Origin of the sequence: Mesorhizobium sp. WSM3859 (genome assembly GCF_002295065.1) — a bacterium.
GTDB lineage: Bacteria > Pseudomonadota > Alphaproteobacteria > Rhizobiales > Rhizobiaceae > Mesorhizobium.
In genome coordinates this window covers 268983-284645 of the sequence record NZ_NSGG01000007.1, presented here as the reverse complement: position 1 = coordinate 284645, position 15663 = coordinate 268983, and the positions used below count along the sequence as shown (strand labels likewise).

Genomic DNA, 15663 nt, shown 5'->3' with positions numbered 1-15663 from the left:
ACGGCCGCCATCGTCGAGTATAGCGGGTTTGTTAATGTGGCCCGGAGTACAGGAGTTTCCTGGCAGCATCGAGAGTTCCGAGCACCGCCTCATCATTGCAGCCAGGGGCACTCTGCATGGATTCAAAGCCTTCTCCACCCGGATCGAACCTGACGCAGCTGACCAGCTTGCGGTTTTTCGCAGCTGTCTATGTGCTTGCGTACCATTCGGCAAACATCAACGGAGCGCCACACCTGATCGCCAATTTTGTGAAAAATGGCTATCTCGGCGTCTCGTTTTTCTTCCTGCTGTCCGGATTCATCCTGACACATTCCTACTTTGGCAAGATGTCCGATTGGCATGAGGTTCGACGGTTCGCAATCGCGAGATTTGCCAGAATTTATCCGGTCTATCTCCTTGCCCTCGCGGTAGCTCTGCCGCTGGCAAAAGGGCTTTTCGATTACCCGCTTGCGTCGCTGGCGACGCTTGGCCTCATTCAGGCTTGGGGAGCACCAGCGTCATTGCTTGCATTCTTCTGGAACCCCGCCGGCTGGACGCTTTCGGTCGAGTTCTTCTTCTACCTCATGTTCCCGCTCCTGCTTCCGCTCCTGTCAAGACTTACGACCGCGGCTCTGTGGGCCGGCCTGGCGGCAGCGGTGTCGATTTTTGCCGTTATGTGCCTTCCGGGTCTCGGGCCGACAGGTTACCTTGCTTTCAGCTGGATGGCGCCAATGCCTCTCCCGCTTCTGAGGCTGCCCGAGTTCATCACCGGCATCATCTGCGCCCTGCTTTTTCGGGCTGGCTCGCTCGATCGCTTTCGTGGCGACTTGGCCGCCATCCTGGCCGGTGCGTTCACGGTTGTCGCGCTTGTCGCAACCAGCACGGCGACCATAGCGTCTTTCGCGGGAATCGGCTTCGTTGCCCTGATTGTGACATGCGCCGTGAATCAGGGCATGGTCCGACGCGTGCTGTCGCACAAACCTCTCGTGCTGCTGGGCAATGCAAGCTATGCCCTCTACATCCTCCAAATTCCGGTTCGAAAGTGGATGCCAGTGATATTCACGGGGGAATGGGAATGGATCGGACGGCTTTTGTATCAGCCCTTGCTGGTCATTATTTCGGTCGCCGTCTTCATTCTGCTGGAGGAGCCAGCCCGCAGGTTTCTCCGAGGCTCAATTCCGAAACGCGCGAGCCCATCCATCGCATGATTCAAGCAGCGTGCGCCGCCAGCATGCGGCGCGCGCTTTCCTCGTCGGTGATGAGCACGGTCGGCGCGATCAGGTTCATGGCGCCGAGCAGCGCCTCGGTCTTCTCCGCGCCGCCGGAGGTGAGGATGCGGATCGGGGCCTTGCGCAGCCGATCGACATCCACCGACATAACATGGCTGTTGACCGGATGGTCGACCAGGTCGCCCTGGCGGTCGTAGAAATGGAACAGAAGGTCGCCAACGGCGCCACGCGCCAGCAGGGCCTCCCGGTCCGCTTCCTTGAGAAAGCCGCCCCGCGAGAAGGTGGTGGCCGAAGCGATGCCGCCGACGCTCAGCAGGACCGCATCGAGCGCGTCGGCCATTGCAAAAATCTCCTGCAGGCCGCAGCGCTCGACCAGCGCGATCTTGGTCTCGACGCTGTCGACGACGGCCGGCGTCGGCATCAGATAGCCGTCGCCCTGAAAAATCTGGGCGAAGCGCCAGGCGAACTCGGCCGGGTTGACCCGGCGTGCGACGCCGATGCCGCCAAGCAGCGAGATCACGCTGAAGTCGGTAAGCGATTTGGCGCTGATGAACGGCAAGGTGTTGAACAACGTGACGCCCCAGCCGACGCCGACCCGCATGCCGGATTTCATCGCGTCGGACAGAAACATACCGGTCTTGGCGGCAATCGCCGGGATCGGATCGGCGTTGGGGTCGGAGAGTGGCGCCACCAGCGCCTGCTGCAGGCCGAAGATCTTTTCCAGCGCGCGCTCCAGGCGCACGATCTCCAGGAGTTCGCTCTCGATGGTGATCTTCACCTCGTTGCGTGCCCTCGCCTCCGCCAGCATGCGCACGATGGTAACCCGGCCGACGCCGAGCACGTCGGCGATCTCGTTCTGTGTCATCTGCTCGACGAAATACATCCAGGCGGCGCGAATCCTTAGCCGGTCGGTCCGGCTTTCATTGACGACCTGCTCGGCCGCCTCCGCTGTCGCCTTGCCGTTTTCAGCTTCGCCCTGCCGTCGCCTGCCCAAGTTCCCCTCCGCGATACCGTCGCCGATTCTGCGCGCTGGTTAAATATCGTCTATTGATCTACCAATCGACACGAACAATCTAGAGAGGGGGATTGGCGCCCCCGAGCCGTTAGCGACTTCAGCACTTCGAGGTAATTGGCGATGCTGCGACAAATCTCCGAGGACGTCCGCGCCAACCTGAAGGACCGGCTTCGGGAACTGCGCGACGCCATCCGCCAGAGCCGCCACGACAGCGCCGGCGAGACGTCTCATGATATCGCCGCCAATTTGCCTCCCTTTCCGGGCCGCAGCCTGCTCGGCCACGCCGCAAGCGCCGTCGACGACGCGCTGACGATCGCTGAATCCTTCGTTCCGCATTCCCGGCCGCTCAAGGTCGACGGAACGACCGTAAAAAGCCTGCGCTCCTATTTCCCGGACGGCGATGAAGACCGGCAGATCGGCGGCGAACGTCAATTCAGGCGCGACATGTATTATCTGACCCGCGCGGTTCTGGCCGGTTACGGCGTCGACAATCCCCGCGTACACGAGGCGAGTTTTTCCGCCGTGCACGCCGCGATGCGCAAGCGCCATGCCGATCTCCTGGCTGGGGCGACGGCGGACACGGCCTCCACCGACCAGGTCGCGGCGGCCTGCGCGGCTCTCCTCGTCGAATGCCTCAACCATCGTCCGGTTCAGCCTGGCGAAATCGGGACGGGCCCGGCGATCGCCGGCGATCGGTCGCTCGACATCAGCTGCCTTGCGCCCGTGGTGCTTGCCTGCGGACTGGCGACCAAGGCGGACGGCGGCGCGCCGGAGCCCGACATTCTCGAGATCGCGGTGCTGGCGGCCGAAGTGCGGGAGGATCGCATCCGGCAGGCCTGCGCCCAGGCCAATGCCGTCCAGGAACTGACACCGGTCCTCGCCACACTGCTCGCGCATCTGACCTAACCGCCGCGAGGATCCGCTATCGTTCGGCCGCCATGGCCGCAATGGTCTTCTTGGCGCGCTGGATCGAGGCCGGGCTCATGCTGAGCTCGGTCAGGCCCATCCCGATGAAGGCCGGGATCAGGTCCGGACGGCCGGCGGCCTCGCCGCACATGCCAACCATGATGCCGGCCGCGACACCGGCCTTGGCCGTCAGCTCGATCGCCGACATCACCGCCGGATTGGTGACGTCGTTGAGCTTGGCGACCGTCGGATTGAGGCGGTCGGCGGCCATGATGTACTGGGTGAGATCATTGGTGCCGATCGAGAAGAACGCCACTTCCTTCGCCAGCGCCGGCGCGATCAGCACGGCGGCCGGCGTCTCGATCATGACGCCGAGGTCGAAGCTCGCATGCTCAACGCCCTCGGCCTTCAACTCGGCCTCGCATTCATAGACCAGCGCGCGTGTGCGCGTTACCTCGGCGATTTCCGAGACCATCGGCAGCATCACCTTGATATTGCCGTGGACGGCGGCCCTGAGCAGCGCCCGCAGCTGGCGCTTGAAGATGTCGGGCCGGTCGAGACACATGCGGATGCCGCGCCAGCCGAGGAAGGGGTTTTCCTCGTCCGGAAATTCGATGCCGGCGATCGGCTTGTCGCCGCCGATGTCGAGCGTGCGCACGATGACCGAATGCGGCGCAAACGCCCTGGCCATGGCGCTGTAGGTCTCGGCCTGCATGTCTTCCGAAGGCAGGTGCATATGGCGCATGAAGAGCAGCTCGGTGCGGAACAGGCCGACGCCCATGGCGCCGGCTTCCTGCGCCGCCTCGATCTCTTCCAGCGAGCCGATATTGGCCGCGACCTCGATCACCGTGCCATCGGCGCGGGTAGGAGTTACTCCCTTGAATATCTTGAGGCCCGCGCGCTCCTGCGCCGCGGCTTCAACGCGCCGGGTGAAATCTGAGCGCGTCGCCTCATCCGGATCGACGATCACATGCCCGGCATTGCCGTCGATGGCGACCTCCTTGGCCGCACGCAACTGGTTGACCTTATCACCGAGACCAAGCACCGCCGGGATGCCGTGCGAGCGCGCGATGATGGCGATGTGCGAGGTGGCGCCGCCGTGGCCGCAGACCACGCCGCCGATGCGCTTCAGCGGCGCGCGCGCCAGATCCCAGGCGCCGATGTCGTCGGCAATCAGGATCGCGCCCTGGGGAATGGTCTCCAGGCTGACCTCGTCCTGGCCGAGCAGCACCAGGCATATCTGCCGGCCGACGGCATGCACATCGTCGGCTCGGGCATTAAGATAATGGTCGTCGACCGCGCTGAAATCGGCGGCGATGCTGGCTGCGGCCGCGATGACGGCGGAGACCGCATCGTCACCGCCTTTGATCAGTCTTTCCACTTCGCCGGTCAGGCTGTCGTCGGCGGCGATATCGCGTAGCGCCGCGACGATGCCACGGTCGCCGGCCGAGAGATTGTTCTCGGCGAGCGTGCGATCCATGCGGGCCTGGACGCTGGCGACAGCACTGTGGAAGCGCTCGAGTTCGCGGTCGATCTCATCGGCCTGCAGACGCCTGCCCGGTCCTTCGATTTCCGGGGGGAAGTGAGCAAAGGCCGGCCCGATGGCCACGCCCTCGCTGGCGGCGACGCCTTGAAGTTTCGGTGCTCCACCCGCCGGTGCGGCGGCAGTCGGCGCGGCCTCGGGCGCGGGTGCCGCAGCTGCGGTTTCCGAGCCGCCCTCGCCCGCTTCACCCTCGTCATCCAGGCCAGCGCGCGGATTCTCAAGATAGCCGATCAGCGCTTCGATTGCTTCGATGGCGTCGGCACCGTTGGCGCGCACGGTGACTTCCTGGTTTTCCTTGACCGCCAGCAGCATCAGCTTGACCGAGCTCTTGGCGCTGACCGCCTTGCCGTCCTTGACCAGCTCGACATCGGATTCGAAACCCTTGGCGAGTTTTACGAACCGCGTGGCGGGACGGGCGTGCAAACCTTCGTGCACTCTGACGATGGTCGAGCGTTCCATGGCAATACTCTAGGTTTGGGCGCCGTCGACAGACAGCGGATATTATCAGGCGGCGATGGTGATGACAGCGCCCGGCGTCAGAGCCGTCACCAGCGCCCCGGTGTCGATCTCGGACGCGCACAGCTCGCCCGGCCTTTCGGCCTCGGTCGCTCCGTTGAAGGAGATCACGACATGGCCCATTTCGCGGACCTTGCTCCAGGCCGTTTCGCCGACCGCGGTTATAACAGCCGAGACCGGTCCGAGCGTGATTGACGCACCTTTCGCCGGCCCGCTGTCGCTCGGACCTTCCTCCGTCTTGTGCAGAACGGAGACCTCTGCCAGTTCGGGAGGCGAGCCATCCGCGAACAGGATGACCACGCCGCCCTCGGCGAGGTCCGCCACTTCGGGTCCAATTGCCGTGACCCGTGTCTTGAGAAGAACCGACATATGGCGAACCTCGTTTTTACTGATGTTCTAGAACACGATCAGGGACACGACCCATGCGATCAGCACGGAGACCGGGCCCATGATCTGGCGGCTGATGAGCACCGCCGGCACACCGATTTCGATCGTCTTCGGCTTGGCCTCACCGAGCGCCAGACCGACGGGAACGAAATCGCAGCCCACCTGGGTGTTGTAGGCAAACAGCGCCGGCAGCGCCATCGCGGGCGAGATGGTGCCGTTGGCGATCTGCGGGCCGATGATGGCGACGCCGATCACCTGTGCGATGACCGCGCCCGGTCCCAGGATGGGCGACAGGAACGGCAGGCCGCAGATGGCCGAGATGACCAGCAGGCCGACGATGTTGTTGGCCAGCGGACCCATCGGCTGCGCCAGAACGTCACCGATGCCGGTATAGAGGATCAAGCCGATCAGCATGGTCACGAAGGCCATGAACGGCAGCACGTTGCGGACGACCTGGTCGATGGTGCGGCGGCCGGAATTGAAGAAGATGCCGACCACACGCCCCATGACGCGGCCGATCGAGCTGATCAGGCCGATAAGCCCGCCTTCGCTCGGCAGCGGCTCGGCCGCCCTGGCTGTGGTGTTGCTGCTCGAATTCATGGTTGCTGCTCCCCCCGCGGTGGTGACCGCTTCGGATCCGTCCGCCATTGTGACGTTGGCCGGCTTCACGCCCGAAACGTAGATGTCTTCCGTGATGAACTGGGCGAGCGGACCCGCCTGGCCGACCGGCGTCAGATTGACGGTCGGGATGCGCTTGCGCGGGTAGACGCCGCAGCGCGCGGTGCCGCCGCAGTCGACGACGACCACCGCCATCTCGCTTTCAATCGGCGGCGATTTGAAGCCGTCGACGGCCTGGGCGCCGGTCATGTCGGCGATGAGCTGGGCCACCGGATGGATGCCGCCGCCGGTCACCGACACGACCTTGCTGCGCTGCTCGGTCGGCTCGATGACCAGGGGGCCGCCCCAACCGGTGGAGCCTCTCGAGATCTTTACTGCCTTGTATGTATTGGCCATGGTGTCCTCCCGCCTTAGAGCTCGACGCCCTGGCGGCGTGCCATGATGGCCGTGATGCGCTCGGTCAGCATGCCTTTCAGCAGGATGACGACGAGGCCGACGATGGCGTACCAGATGGCCACCTTGACGTGATAGCCATTGGCGATGACGCCCCGCTTCTCGAGGTCGAGCAGCGCGACCAGCATGCCGCCCCAGACGAAATATTCACCGGGGTTGATGTGCGGGAAGAGGCCGAGCGGCGGATGCACATAGGACACTGCCGCGTCATAGAAGGCAGGCTTGTGCTTTTCTTCCAGGAAGGAGCCGAAGGTGTAGGCCATCGGGTTGGTGAGGAAGAACACCGAGAGCACCGGCAGCACCGTGTAGCGGGTCAGCGCGATGCGGCCGGCGCCGCGCGCCAGACCGTGGACGCGCTCCTCGCCGACCAGCTCGGTGACGGCGTAGAAGGCCGTCATCAGCACGACCAGGGTCGGGATGATGCCGGTGACGAAGCCGGCGAACACCTCGCCGCCCTTCTGGAAGATGCCGATAAAGTATTTGCCGATCGCGGTGAGCCAGCCGAGCTGCTCTTCCTGCTGCACGTTCTTCAGCTGCTCCTTCAGCTGATCGGCGGTGACCGGCGCGTTGTCGGTCGTCGCCTGCGCCAAGACCACGAGATGATCGGTGGCATGCTCGACGCCGAGCTTGCCGTGCCAGGCAGCATCCGAGACCATGGTGCCTGCGACATGCAGGTTGTGCACCGCCACGTCGGCATGCTGCGCTAATAACGAAATTACAGACATTTCTCCTCCTTATGACCCCTGCCGGTCATTCCCAGCCGGCTGCCGGCGTCGTTTAAGCCCTTGCTACGTTCAAGCCGGCCAGGCCCGGCTTCTTCCCCGGCTCCGACCGCGCGCGGTCGATCTGCTCGATCGCCCGTTTCACGGCCTCGGCCACACCGGGTTCCCCCTCCCCCATGATCGCAGGGTTGGACCGGAGTCGATCGAGGGGGATGCCCTCGAATTCTTCATGTCGCTTGAACTTGGTCAGCACCGAACGGCCGCTCATGACCATCATGCGGCGCACGATGAGATCCGGCGTCACGACGATGAGCGCGATGGTGCCCTTGGCCAGCCGGCCGCGGAAATTGCCGGCGCCGACGAAGCCGTCCTTGTATTGGCTGGTGACGCCTTTGAAGACGTCCGAATAGTGCCGCATCTGCAGCCAGACGCCGAGCGATTGCAGCGCCCAGACGACAAAAAGCAGAAGCAGCGCCCACTGCCAGATCGCCATTTCGGTTTCCTCCCGAGTCTCTTTCTCCGGCTCATATTGAACGGAGGAGAGATGACCCGAAAGTGAGAACATTTGTTTCCTCGAATGTCAACATGTATTATATTAGCCGCCATAACGCTCCACAGGCGGCAGGCCGATTTCGGCATCGGCGGTGCCTGTGCTAGCCTGTCGTCAAACGGGATATGAGACATGGATCTGCCTTTCAGGCATGAACTCGCGCTTATGCCGGACCTTCGCCACCGGCTACGGCAGCTGCGCTGGTTCCGCGCCACGTTCCGCAGCAGCGCGAAAGTCGTCTCGGAAACCTTCGGTGTGCGCTTCGAGATCGACGAGGCGAAGCTGACGCGCGCCTTTCTCGACTGGATCGAGGTCATGGAAGCGCAGAAGCGATTCGCTGACGTGGACCGCGCGGACTTCATCGTCTTCGCCGCCGGATTGGTGCTGCGCGAGTTGATCCGGCAGGCGCCGGCGCGGGAGATTTCAGGCCTCACCGAAATGATCGAGACGGAGGCCAATGCCGGCTCGGCGGAAATCGTGCGCTTCTGGCCGGAAGGTTTCCTCTATACGAACTACTGCGTGTCGGCGATCCTGGCCGTGCACGAGCAGGAGTTCGGCACGGCGCCCAGCATCGACAAATGCGCCGACGACCTGCGCACCTGGTGGTCCTACCGTGAGAACGCGACGGAAATGCCCGCCTATGCCGTGGCCTTCCTCGACCGTTTTCTCGGCGCGGAGCCCAACTGGATCACGCCCGACCGCGCCCAGTCGCGCCAGGCCATGCAGCGCGCGCTCGGATCCTCGCCGGTCAGCGAGGCGCTGCGCCAGCTTTGAGAGCTGGACACGGAATCACCCACTATTGAACATCTGACTTTTTATCGATAGCGATGTGCGCATTGGCACAGGAGCCGGGAGAGGCGCGTGGCGCAACGTAGACTGATGATTTTCGACTGCGACGGCGTTCTCGTCGACAGCGAACCGCTGGCCGCCAAGGCTTATGAGCGCGTTTACGAGAAGCACGGCATGCCAGGTGTCCATGGCGGCATCATCGCCCAATGCATCGGCATGAAGCAGTCCGACATCATCATCAAAATCAAGGAGCTGACCGGCCATCAGTTTCCACCCGCCGCCGACGGCGACATCTGGGCCGAGACCAGGTTGCTCTTTTCAGAGGAGCTGAAGCCGACGCAGGGGATCGTGCCTTTCCTCGGCGCGCTTGCCGGAGACCGCTGCGTTGCCTCATCGTCCTCGGTCGAGCGCATCAACCACAGCCTGTCCGTGACCGGCCTGTCGCCCTTCTTTGGCGAGGCGATCTTTTCCTCTTCGATGGTGAAGAACGGCAAGCCGGCGCCCGACATCTTCCTCTATGCCGCCGAGAAAATGGGCGCGAAACCGGCCGACTGCATCGTCGTCGAGGATTCGCCTTTCGGCGTTCATGGCGCGGTCGCGGCCGGCATGATCGCGATCGGTTATACCGGCGGCGGTCACACCTATCCCGAGCACGGCGCACGGCTGAAGGCCGCCGGTGCCGATTTTGTCTGCGCTGATTGGCACGAGGTTGCCAAGCAGTTGGCGGGGCTCGGTGTGCCGGCCTGATCTGACTCTTTGTTGGAGCATGATCTTCTCCGAAAACCGGTTCCCACTTTTCGGGATCATGCTCTAGCGAAGACTGGGGAAGCGACGCCGCGTCCAGTCACCGGGCGGGACCAATCCCCCCACGCGGAAGTTGAAAGACAGGACCCGCGTCGCATCGGCGTCCACCTCGCAGCGGAAGCTCAGATCGTACCATTGGGTTGTCGTGCTGAAGGCGGCCTGCGGAGGGTTGAGAACATTGCCCTGTTTCAGTGGAATCGTCGGCAGCCATTTCGGCGCGTAATCGGCACTTTGCAATTCCTGGTTTAGGACGTTGGCGCAAAGATTGGCTATGCGCTGGTCGCGCGGCACGTTCTCCATCGAGCTTGTGGCCAGCGCGTTGCCGGTCGCGCCCGGCGAGTAAAGCTTCCGGACGCCCGGCAGGCCTGAATAGATCGGCGATCCCGCGACCTCGCCGTCGGCGGGGTTTGATCTTCCCGGGTTCGCGCTTGGCGCTCTCAACGCTCTTGCCGATTTGAACTTCATCGTCTTGGAAGGTTTGGGCTTTGCCTTTTCGGCCGGCGCAGACGTTTCGGCGGTTTCCGGAGCTGCCTCCTGCTTGTCCTGCTGCTGTTTGTCAGTGTCCTCGGTCGCCTGCTTCTCCTCGCTTTGCGCGGGTTTTTCCTCCGGCGCGACGGTTGCCGGTTTCTCTTGAGTCTTATTGGTGTCCGCCTGCTGCTCTGACGTTGCAGGCGAAGCGGGCTGGCTGGGCGCGGGCTGCGATGCGACAGGCGGCTTCGCGGGTTGATCCTGAGCCGGCGACGGGGCGTTGGCCGGCGCGCTGCCGCCGTTGAGAGATTTCTGCGGGCCGGTATCCTTGTCGCCATATTGGAAAACGGGCTTCAGAACCGGGATGTCCTGCGGTTTCCGCGGCTGCGGAGGCGGCGGCTTTTGCACCGGCTGCTCGGGCGGCTTTTCAGCCTTCTTTTCAGGCGCCGGCTCCGGCGGCTTTGGAGCGGGCTTCGGCTTGGGCTGATCAGGCGGCGGTACGATCGCGACGTTGACCGGCTGTTCCTGTTGCTCCGGGAGTTGATCGGGTCTCGGCAGGCCAAAGAACAGGAACGCCGCGATCAGAGCATGCAGGAACAGCGATGCGGCCAAGGCCCACCGCCAATTCCGAAACCATTCCCGCATCTTGCCGTTCATTGCGCCCGATGTGGAACGAAATGGCGGCGGCTTCAAGCGCCGGGCGGGATTCCTGCGAGCTGCCGGCCTGACAAGTAGGTGATCGGAGGACCCGCCGTGCAAGAGCAAGCCGGAACAAGGCCCTGCGGGGATGGCTTACACCAGCATGCTCATCGGGTTCTCGACCATGCGCTTGAAGGCGCCCAGCAATTCCGCGCGGAGCGCGCCGTCGACGGCGCGGTGATCGGTCGAGAGCGTCACCGACATGACTGTGGCAATCTTGATCTCGCCCTTCTTCACCACCGCCCGCTCCTCGCCGGCGCCGATCGCCAGGATCGTCGCATGCGGCGGGTTGATGACGGCGGCAAAATCCTTGACGCCGAACATGCCGAGATTGGACACCGCCGTCGTGCCGCCCTGATATTCTTCGGGCTTCAACTTGCGGCTGCGGGCGCGGCTGGCCAGATCCTTCATCTCGTTGGAGATCACCGAAAGCGTCTTTTCATCGGCATGGCGGATGATCGGCGTGATCAGGCCGCCGGGGATCGACACCGCGACACCGACATCGGCATGCTTGTGCTTGACCATGGCGCTGTCGGTCCACGACGCATTGGCATCCGGCACCGCCATCAGCGCCATGGCCATCGCCTTGATCACCATGTCGTTGACCGAAAGCTTGTAGGCGGGAACCTCGCCCTTGTCGGTCTTCCTCATCGGGGCGGCGGCATTCAACTGCGTGCGCAGCGCGAGCAGCGCGTCGAGTTCGCAATCCAGCGTCAGATAGAAATGCGGGATGGTGGACTTCGCCTCGACCAGGCGGCGCGCGATGGTCTTGCGCATATTGTCGTGCGGCACAAGCTCGTAGGAGCCTTCGGCGAACAGCAGCAGAACGTCCCCCTTGAGGGGAGGGTGGCCTGCCGGAGGCAGGTCGGGCGGGGTCGCTTCGGCTGGGCTCGACGCCAAATAGGCGGTGCCTTCTGAGGCGACCCCCTCCGTCCGCTTTGCGGACACCTCCCCCTCAAGAGGGGAGGAAAGTGCGGCCTCAACGTCGGTGCGCACAACACGGCCGTGCGGACCGCTGCCAGACACGACCGAAAGGTCCAAGCCCGCCTCACGGGCCAAGCGCCGAGCTATCGGTGTGGCTCGGGCTTTACCCTCCCTCTTGAGGGGAGGGTGGCCGGCCGAAGGCCGGTCGGGTGGGGTCGCTTCGGCTGGGCTCGACTTATGGGCGGTGCCTTCTGAGGCGACCCCCTCTGTCGGCTTCGCCGACATCTCCCCCTCAAGGGGGGAGATTGGCGCATAAACCTCGTCGTCGGCATAGATCCAGGCGACGGGCTCACCGACCGGAATGTCGACGCGCTCCTTGCCTGTCACGTTGCGCAGCGTGCCGCTGGCCGGCGCGTCGATCTCCATCGCCGCCTTGTCGGTCTCGATCTCGAAGAGCACGTCGCCCTTCTTGACCTTGGCGCCCTCCTCGGCGAACCAGCGCGAGATCTGGCCGGTCGCCATGTCCATGTCGACCTTGGGAAGAATGACTTCGGTCGGCATCGCTCAACGGACCCCTTTCACGAGGTCGCGCGCGGCGGCGATGATGTCGGGAACCTGCGGCACCGTCGCCTTTTCCAGGTCCGGATTGTAGGGGATCGGCGTCTCGGCGCCGCCGAGGCGCACGATCGGCGCATCGAGATAGTCGAATGCCTCGCTTTCGGCGACCAGCGCGCTCACTTCCGCGCCGATGCCGAGCGTCTTCACCGCCTCGTAGACGCAGAGCAGGCGCGAGGTTTTCTTCACGCTGTCGATGATGGTCTGCCGGTCGATCGGGCGGATGGTGCGCAGGTCGACCACCTCGATATCGATGCCCTCGCCTTCCAGCGCCGCAGCGGCGTCGAGCGCCTTCTGCACCATGATCGATGTCGCGACGATGGTGAGGTCGCGGCCCTCGCGGCGGATCTCGGCCTTGCCGATCGGCACGGTGTAGTGGCCTTCCGGCACATGGCCCTTCATCTTGTAGAGCAGCTTGTGCTCGAAGATCATGACCGGATCCGGATCGGCAACGGCGGCAAGCAGCATGCCCTTGGCATCGTGCGGCGTCGCCGGCTGGATGACCTTGAGGCCGGGCACATGGCCGAGCCAGGCTTCCAAGCTCTGGCTGTGCTGCGCGGCGGCACCCGTGCCGGAGCCGGCAGGGAAACGCATCACCACCGGCACCGAAACCTCGCCGCCGAGCATGAAGCGCATCTTGGCCGCCTGGTTGACGATCTGCTCCATGGCGAGCGTGGCGAAATCCGAGAACTGGAACTCGAAGATCGGCCGCATGCCGGTGACGGCCGCGCCCACCGCGACACCCGCGCCGCCCAGTTCGGAGATCGGCGTGTCGATCACCCGATCGGTGCCGTAGCGCTCGACCAGATCGCCGGTCACCTGGAAAGCGCCGCCATAGACGCCGATATCCTCGCCCATCAGGAAGACGCGCTCGTCCATGTCCATGGCGATCGCCATGGCTTCCTGGATCGCCTGGGCGTAGCTCAGTTCACGCACCGCGGCGTCCATCACGCATGCTCCGTGTAAACATAGTTCTCAAGGGTGGCGATCTCGGGCGCCGGGCTCGCCCTGGCGAACTCGATACCGTCGGCGATCTCCTTGGCGACCGCGTCGCGGATCGCCTGGATGCCATGGTCGTCGATGAAGCCGAAATCGCGCAATTCCGTCTCGAACAGCGTGATCGGATCGCGGTTCGCCATCCAATCCTCGATCTCCTCCTTGGTGCGGTAACGGTTGCGGTCGCTCTTGGAATGGCCGCGATGACGGTAGGTCTTGGACTCGATCAGCGTCGGCCCCTCGCCCGCGCGCGCCCGCTCCACGGCCTTGAAGGACGCTTCGGCCACCTCGGAGAAGATGTTGCCGTTGACGATGACGCCAGGCATCGAATAGGCGGCCGCCCGCTCGGCGATGTTCTTCACCGCGGTGGAGCGCGCCGTCGAGGTCGACATGCCGTAGCCGTTGTTCTCGCACACGAAGATCACCGGCAGCTTCCAGATTGCCGCCATGTTCAGCGCCTCGTGGAAGGCGCCCTCATTGTTGGCACCGTCGCCGAAGAAGGAGACCACCACCTTGCCGGTCTTCATCATCTTGGATGAAAGCGCCGCCCCCACGGCGATCGGAATGCCGCCGGCAACGATGCCGTTGGCGCCGAGATTGCCCTTGGCGACATCGGCGATGTGCATGGAGCCGCCCCTGCCCTTGCAGTAGCCGGTGGTCTTGCCGAAGAACTCCGCGAACATGCGGCTGACCTCCGCGCCCTTGGCGATGCAATGGCCGTGGCCGCGATGCGTCGAGGTGATCTGGTCATCCTCGGCGAGCGGCATGCAGATGCCCATGGCGCTCGCTTCCTGCCCGATCGACAGATGCATGGTGCCGTGGATGAGGCCGCGCATGTAGCACTCTTCCGCGCCCTCCTCGAAGCGGCGGATGAGGTACATCTTGTGAAGCACCTGTCTCAGCTGCTCGGGGCTGTACTGACGATAGACGAAAGGCAGGTTGGCCCGGCTATCCGCCACGGCTTTGCTGGCTCCGGCCATGATCACGCCTCCACGGTGCCGTAGACGAGCTTGTCCTGGCGGGCGCGCAGTTCGGCGATCTTCGAGCCCGGCGCGGGCGCCGCATTGGCATAGGTGATGAGCTCGCCCTTCTTGATGGGCGCGGTGACCGAGCCGCCTTGCAGCAGGCCGCAAGGAATGGCGCGGGCCGCATGGGCTTCCGGCGCCGTCATGATCCAGGCGCGGTAGCAATACTCGCCGATGGCATCGAGCTTGTCGCCGGGCTTCAGATCCTTCTTGGCGACCGCGCAGACCTCGGCCACGGGCTTGGCCAGCGGCACCATGTCGGCCTTGCCGTAGAGCACGACGCGGGCGCAGGTGAGCGGCACTTCCAGCGAGGTCAGGTGATAGGGGCGGTGGAAGGTGAAGTACGGGCCCTTGCCCATCTTCAGGTCTTCCATGCGTTCGGAAATACGCGGATGCGACATGTCGGCGACGACGAAGACGCCCGGCGCGACGCCCTTGCCGATCGAATAGTCGACGACGCCGACCTTCGACAGCACGCCGCCGTCCTTCTGAGGCACCAGCACCTTCGACAATTCGCCGAGCGTGGCCGATGGACCGTGCATGCCGGGCTTGTCGGGAACCAGCCCGGTCGCGTTGGCGATCGCCGCCATCTCGACCATGGTCTTCGAACCATCGACGAATTCGACCAGCATGCGCACATTCATATGCCGGCGCTTCGCCTCCTCCTCGTAGTCCGGAGGCGTGGCGTCGATGTTGAGCGGGTTGTTCTTGCCCTTGCCGGCGGCAACGATTGGGTGGCCCATGGCGGAGACGAACTCGATCAGCTCCATGCAGGAAGACGGCTCGTCGCCGGCGCCGAGCGAATAGGTCACGCCGAGCCGGTCGGCTTCGCTCTTGAGATAGGCGCCGATGGTGACGTCCGCCTCGACATTCATCATAACCAGGTGCTTGCCATGCTCCATGGCGCGCAGGCCGATCTCGGCGCCGACGGCCGGAACGCCGGTCGCGTCGATCACGACGTCGATCAGGTCGTTGCCGATTACCAGGCTGGAATCGTCGGTGACGGCGATCTTGCCCGCCTCCATGGCAGTGGTCATTGCCGACGCGTTCGACACTTCCCGCGCGTGTCCGGTCTCCTGGAAAGCGATATCGACGGCCTTGCTGGCCGCCGGCAGGTTCAATTCGGAGATGGCGCCGATCTCTATGCCGGACATATGGGCGACGCGGGTAACGATGTCGGTTCCCATTTCGCCTGAGCCGATCAGGCCGATGCGGATAGGCTTGCCGGACTTGCCGCGTTCCTCAAGATCCCGGGCAAGGCCCGTCAACGAAATATTGGAAGCCATGCCGCTTATTCCTCCCATATCGCATGCTGTTTGATTGCTTGACGGGTATTGAACATCTGTATTTCTGTCAAGACTAATGTCCAACTCTTTGACCGTTAGTCGACGCTTTTCGGATTGGTCGAAGCGCGGCCGCGAAAGG

Annotated in this window: 15 protein-coding genes; 4 read left to right on the top strand and 11 right to left on the bottom strand. The window is 64.0% G+C overall.

Features of this window, described 5'->3' with window-relative positions; all coding sequences use genetic code 11:
- Nucleotides 1-116: 116 nt before the first annotated feature.
- Nucleotides 117-1187 (top strand): acyltransferase, encoded by a 1071-nt coding sequence (locus tag CK230_RS17705; RefSeq protein ID WP_095818416.1) that lies wholly within the window; start codon nucleotides 117-119, stop codon nucleotides 1185-1187.
- Nucleotide 1188: 1 nt separating this feature from the next.
- On the opposite strand, the gene CK230_RS17700 is transcribed toward CK230_RS17705, so the two are convergent.
- Complete coding sequence (locus CK230_RS17700) at nucleotides 1189-2202, bottom strand: sugar-binding transcriptional regulator (protein ID WP_095818415.1); 1014 nt, start codon at nucleotides 2200-2202, stop codon at nucleotides 1189-1191.
- 141 nt (nucleotides 2203-2343) lie between these two features.
- Between CK230_RS17700 and CK230_RS17695 the strand changes: the two genes are divergently transcribed.
- The gene (locus CK230_RS17695) at nucleotides 2344-3129 is read left to right on the top strand and encodes a hypothetical protein (RefSeq protein ID WP_095818414.1); all 786 of its coding nucleotides are present in this window, start codon (nucleotides 2344-2346) and stop codon (nucleotides 3127-3129) included.
- A gap of 16 nt (nucleotides 3130-3145) precedes the next feature.
- Here CK230_RS17695 and ptsP read toward each other — a convergent pair whose 3' ends face one another.
- Genes ptsP through CK230_RS17670 form a run of 5 tightly spaced genes read right to left on the bottom strand, consistent with a single transcriptional unit; the run spans nucleotide 3146 to nucleotide 7861 of the window.
- On the bottom strand, nucleotides 3146-5131 hold the full coding sequence (gene ptsP, locus CK230_RS17690) for a phosphoenolpyruvate--protein phosphotransferase (protein WP_095818413.1): 1986 nt from the start codon (nucleotides 5129-5131) through the stop codon (nucleotides 3146-3148).
- Between the two features lie 45 nt (nucleotides 5132-5176).
- The gene (locus tag CK230_RS17685) at nucleotides 5177-5557 is read right to left on the bottom strand and encodes a PTS glucitol/sorbitol transporter subunit IIA (protein WP_095818412.1); all 381 of its coding nucleotides are present in this window, start codon (nucleotides 5555-5557) and stop codon (nucleotides 5177-5179) included.
- Between the two features lie 27 nt (nucleotides 5558-5584).
- Nucleotides 5585-6589, bottom strand: a complete 1005-nt coding sequence (locus CK230_RS17680; RefSeq protein WP_095818411.1) for a PTS glucitol/sorbitol transporter subunit IIB — start codon at nucleotides 6587-6589, stop codon at nucleotides 5585-5587.
- 14 nt (nucleotides 6590-6603) lie between these two features.
- Complete coding sequence (locus CK230_RS17675; protein WP_095818410.1) at nucleotides 6604-7371, bottom strand: PTS glucitol/sorbitol transporter subunit IIC; 768 nt, start codon at nucleotides 7369-7371, stop codon at nucleotides 6604-6606.
- Between the two features lie 52 nt (nucleotides 7372-7423).
- Entirely contained in the window at nucleotides 7424-7861 is a 438-nt protein-coding gene (locus tag CK230_RS17670) for a transcriptional regulator GutM (RefSeq protein WP_095818409.1), read from the bottom strand.
- Nucleotides 7862-8050: 189 nt separating this feature from the next.
- Between CK230_RS17670 and CK230_RS17665 the strand changes: the two genes are divergently transcribed.
- A complete protein-coding gene (locus tag CK230_RS17665; RefSeq protein WP_095818408.1) occupies nucleotides 8051-8692 on the top strand; it encodes a hypothetical protein in 642 nt (213 codons plus the stop codon).
- An 87-nt stretch (nucleotides 8693-8779) separates the two neighbouring features.
- Nucleotides 8780-9454, top strand: a complete 675-nt coding sequence (locus tag CK230_RS17660) for an HAD family phosphatase (RefSeq protein WP_095818407.1) — start codon at nucleotides 8780-8782, stop codon at nucleotides 9452-9454.
- A gap of 63 nt (nucleotides 9455-9517) precedes the next feature.
- On the opposite strand, the gene CK230_RS17655 is transcribed toward CK230_RS17660, so the two are convergent.
- The 5 genes from CK230_RS17655 to CK230_RS17635 all read right to left on the bottom strand — a co-directional run bounded on the left by CK230_RS17655 (nucleotide 9518) and on the right by CK230_RS17635 (nucleotide 15524).
- The gene (locus tag CK230_RS17655) at nucleotides 9518-10636 is read right to left on the bottom strand and encodes a DUF930 domain-containing protein (protein WP_095818406.1); all 1119 of its coding nucleotides are present in this window, start codon (nucleotides 10634-10636) and stop codon (nucleotides 9518-9520) included.
- Between the two features lie 135 nt (nucleotides 10637-10771).
- Nucleotides 10772-12163: a pyruvate dehydrogenase complex dihydrolipoamide acetyltransferase gene (locus CK230_RS17650; protein ID WP_095818405.1), complete on the bottom strand. Its 1392-nt coding sequence runs from the start codon at nucleotides 12161-12163 to the stop codon at nucleotides 10772-10774.
- A gap of 3 nt (nucleotides 12164-12166) precedes the next feature.
- Nucleotides 12167-13165, bottom strand: a complete 999-nt coding sequence (locus tag CK230_RS17645; RefSeq protein ID WP_095818404.1) for an alpha-ketoacid dehydrogenase subunit beta — start codon at nucleotides 13163-13165, stop codon at nucleotides 12167-12169.
- A complete protein-coding gene (locus tag CK230_RS17640; RefSeq protein WP_095818403.1) occupies nucleotides 13165-14193 on the bottom strand; it encodes a thiamine pyrophosphate-dependent dehydrogenase E1 component subunit alpha in 1029 nt (342 codons plus the stop codon). Before CK230_RS17640 ends, CK230_RS17645 begins: the two co-directional genes overlap by 1 nt.
- Nucleotides 14194-14195: 2 nt before the next feature.
- On the bottom strand, nucleotides 14196-15524 hold the full coding sequence (locus tag CK230_RS17635) for an NAD(P)H-dependent oxidoreductase (protein ID WP_095818402.1): 1329 nt from the start codon (nucleotides 15522-15524) through the stop codon (nucleotides 14196-14198).
- Nucleotides 15525-15663 lie beyond the last annotated feature (139 nt).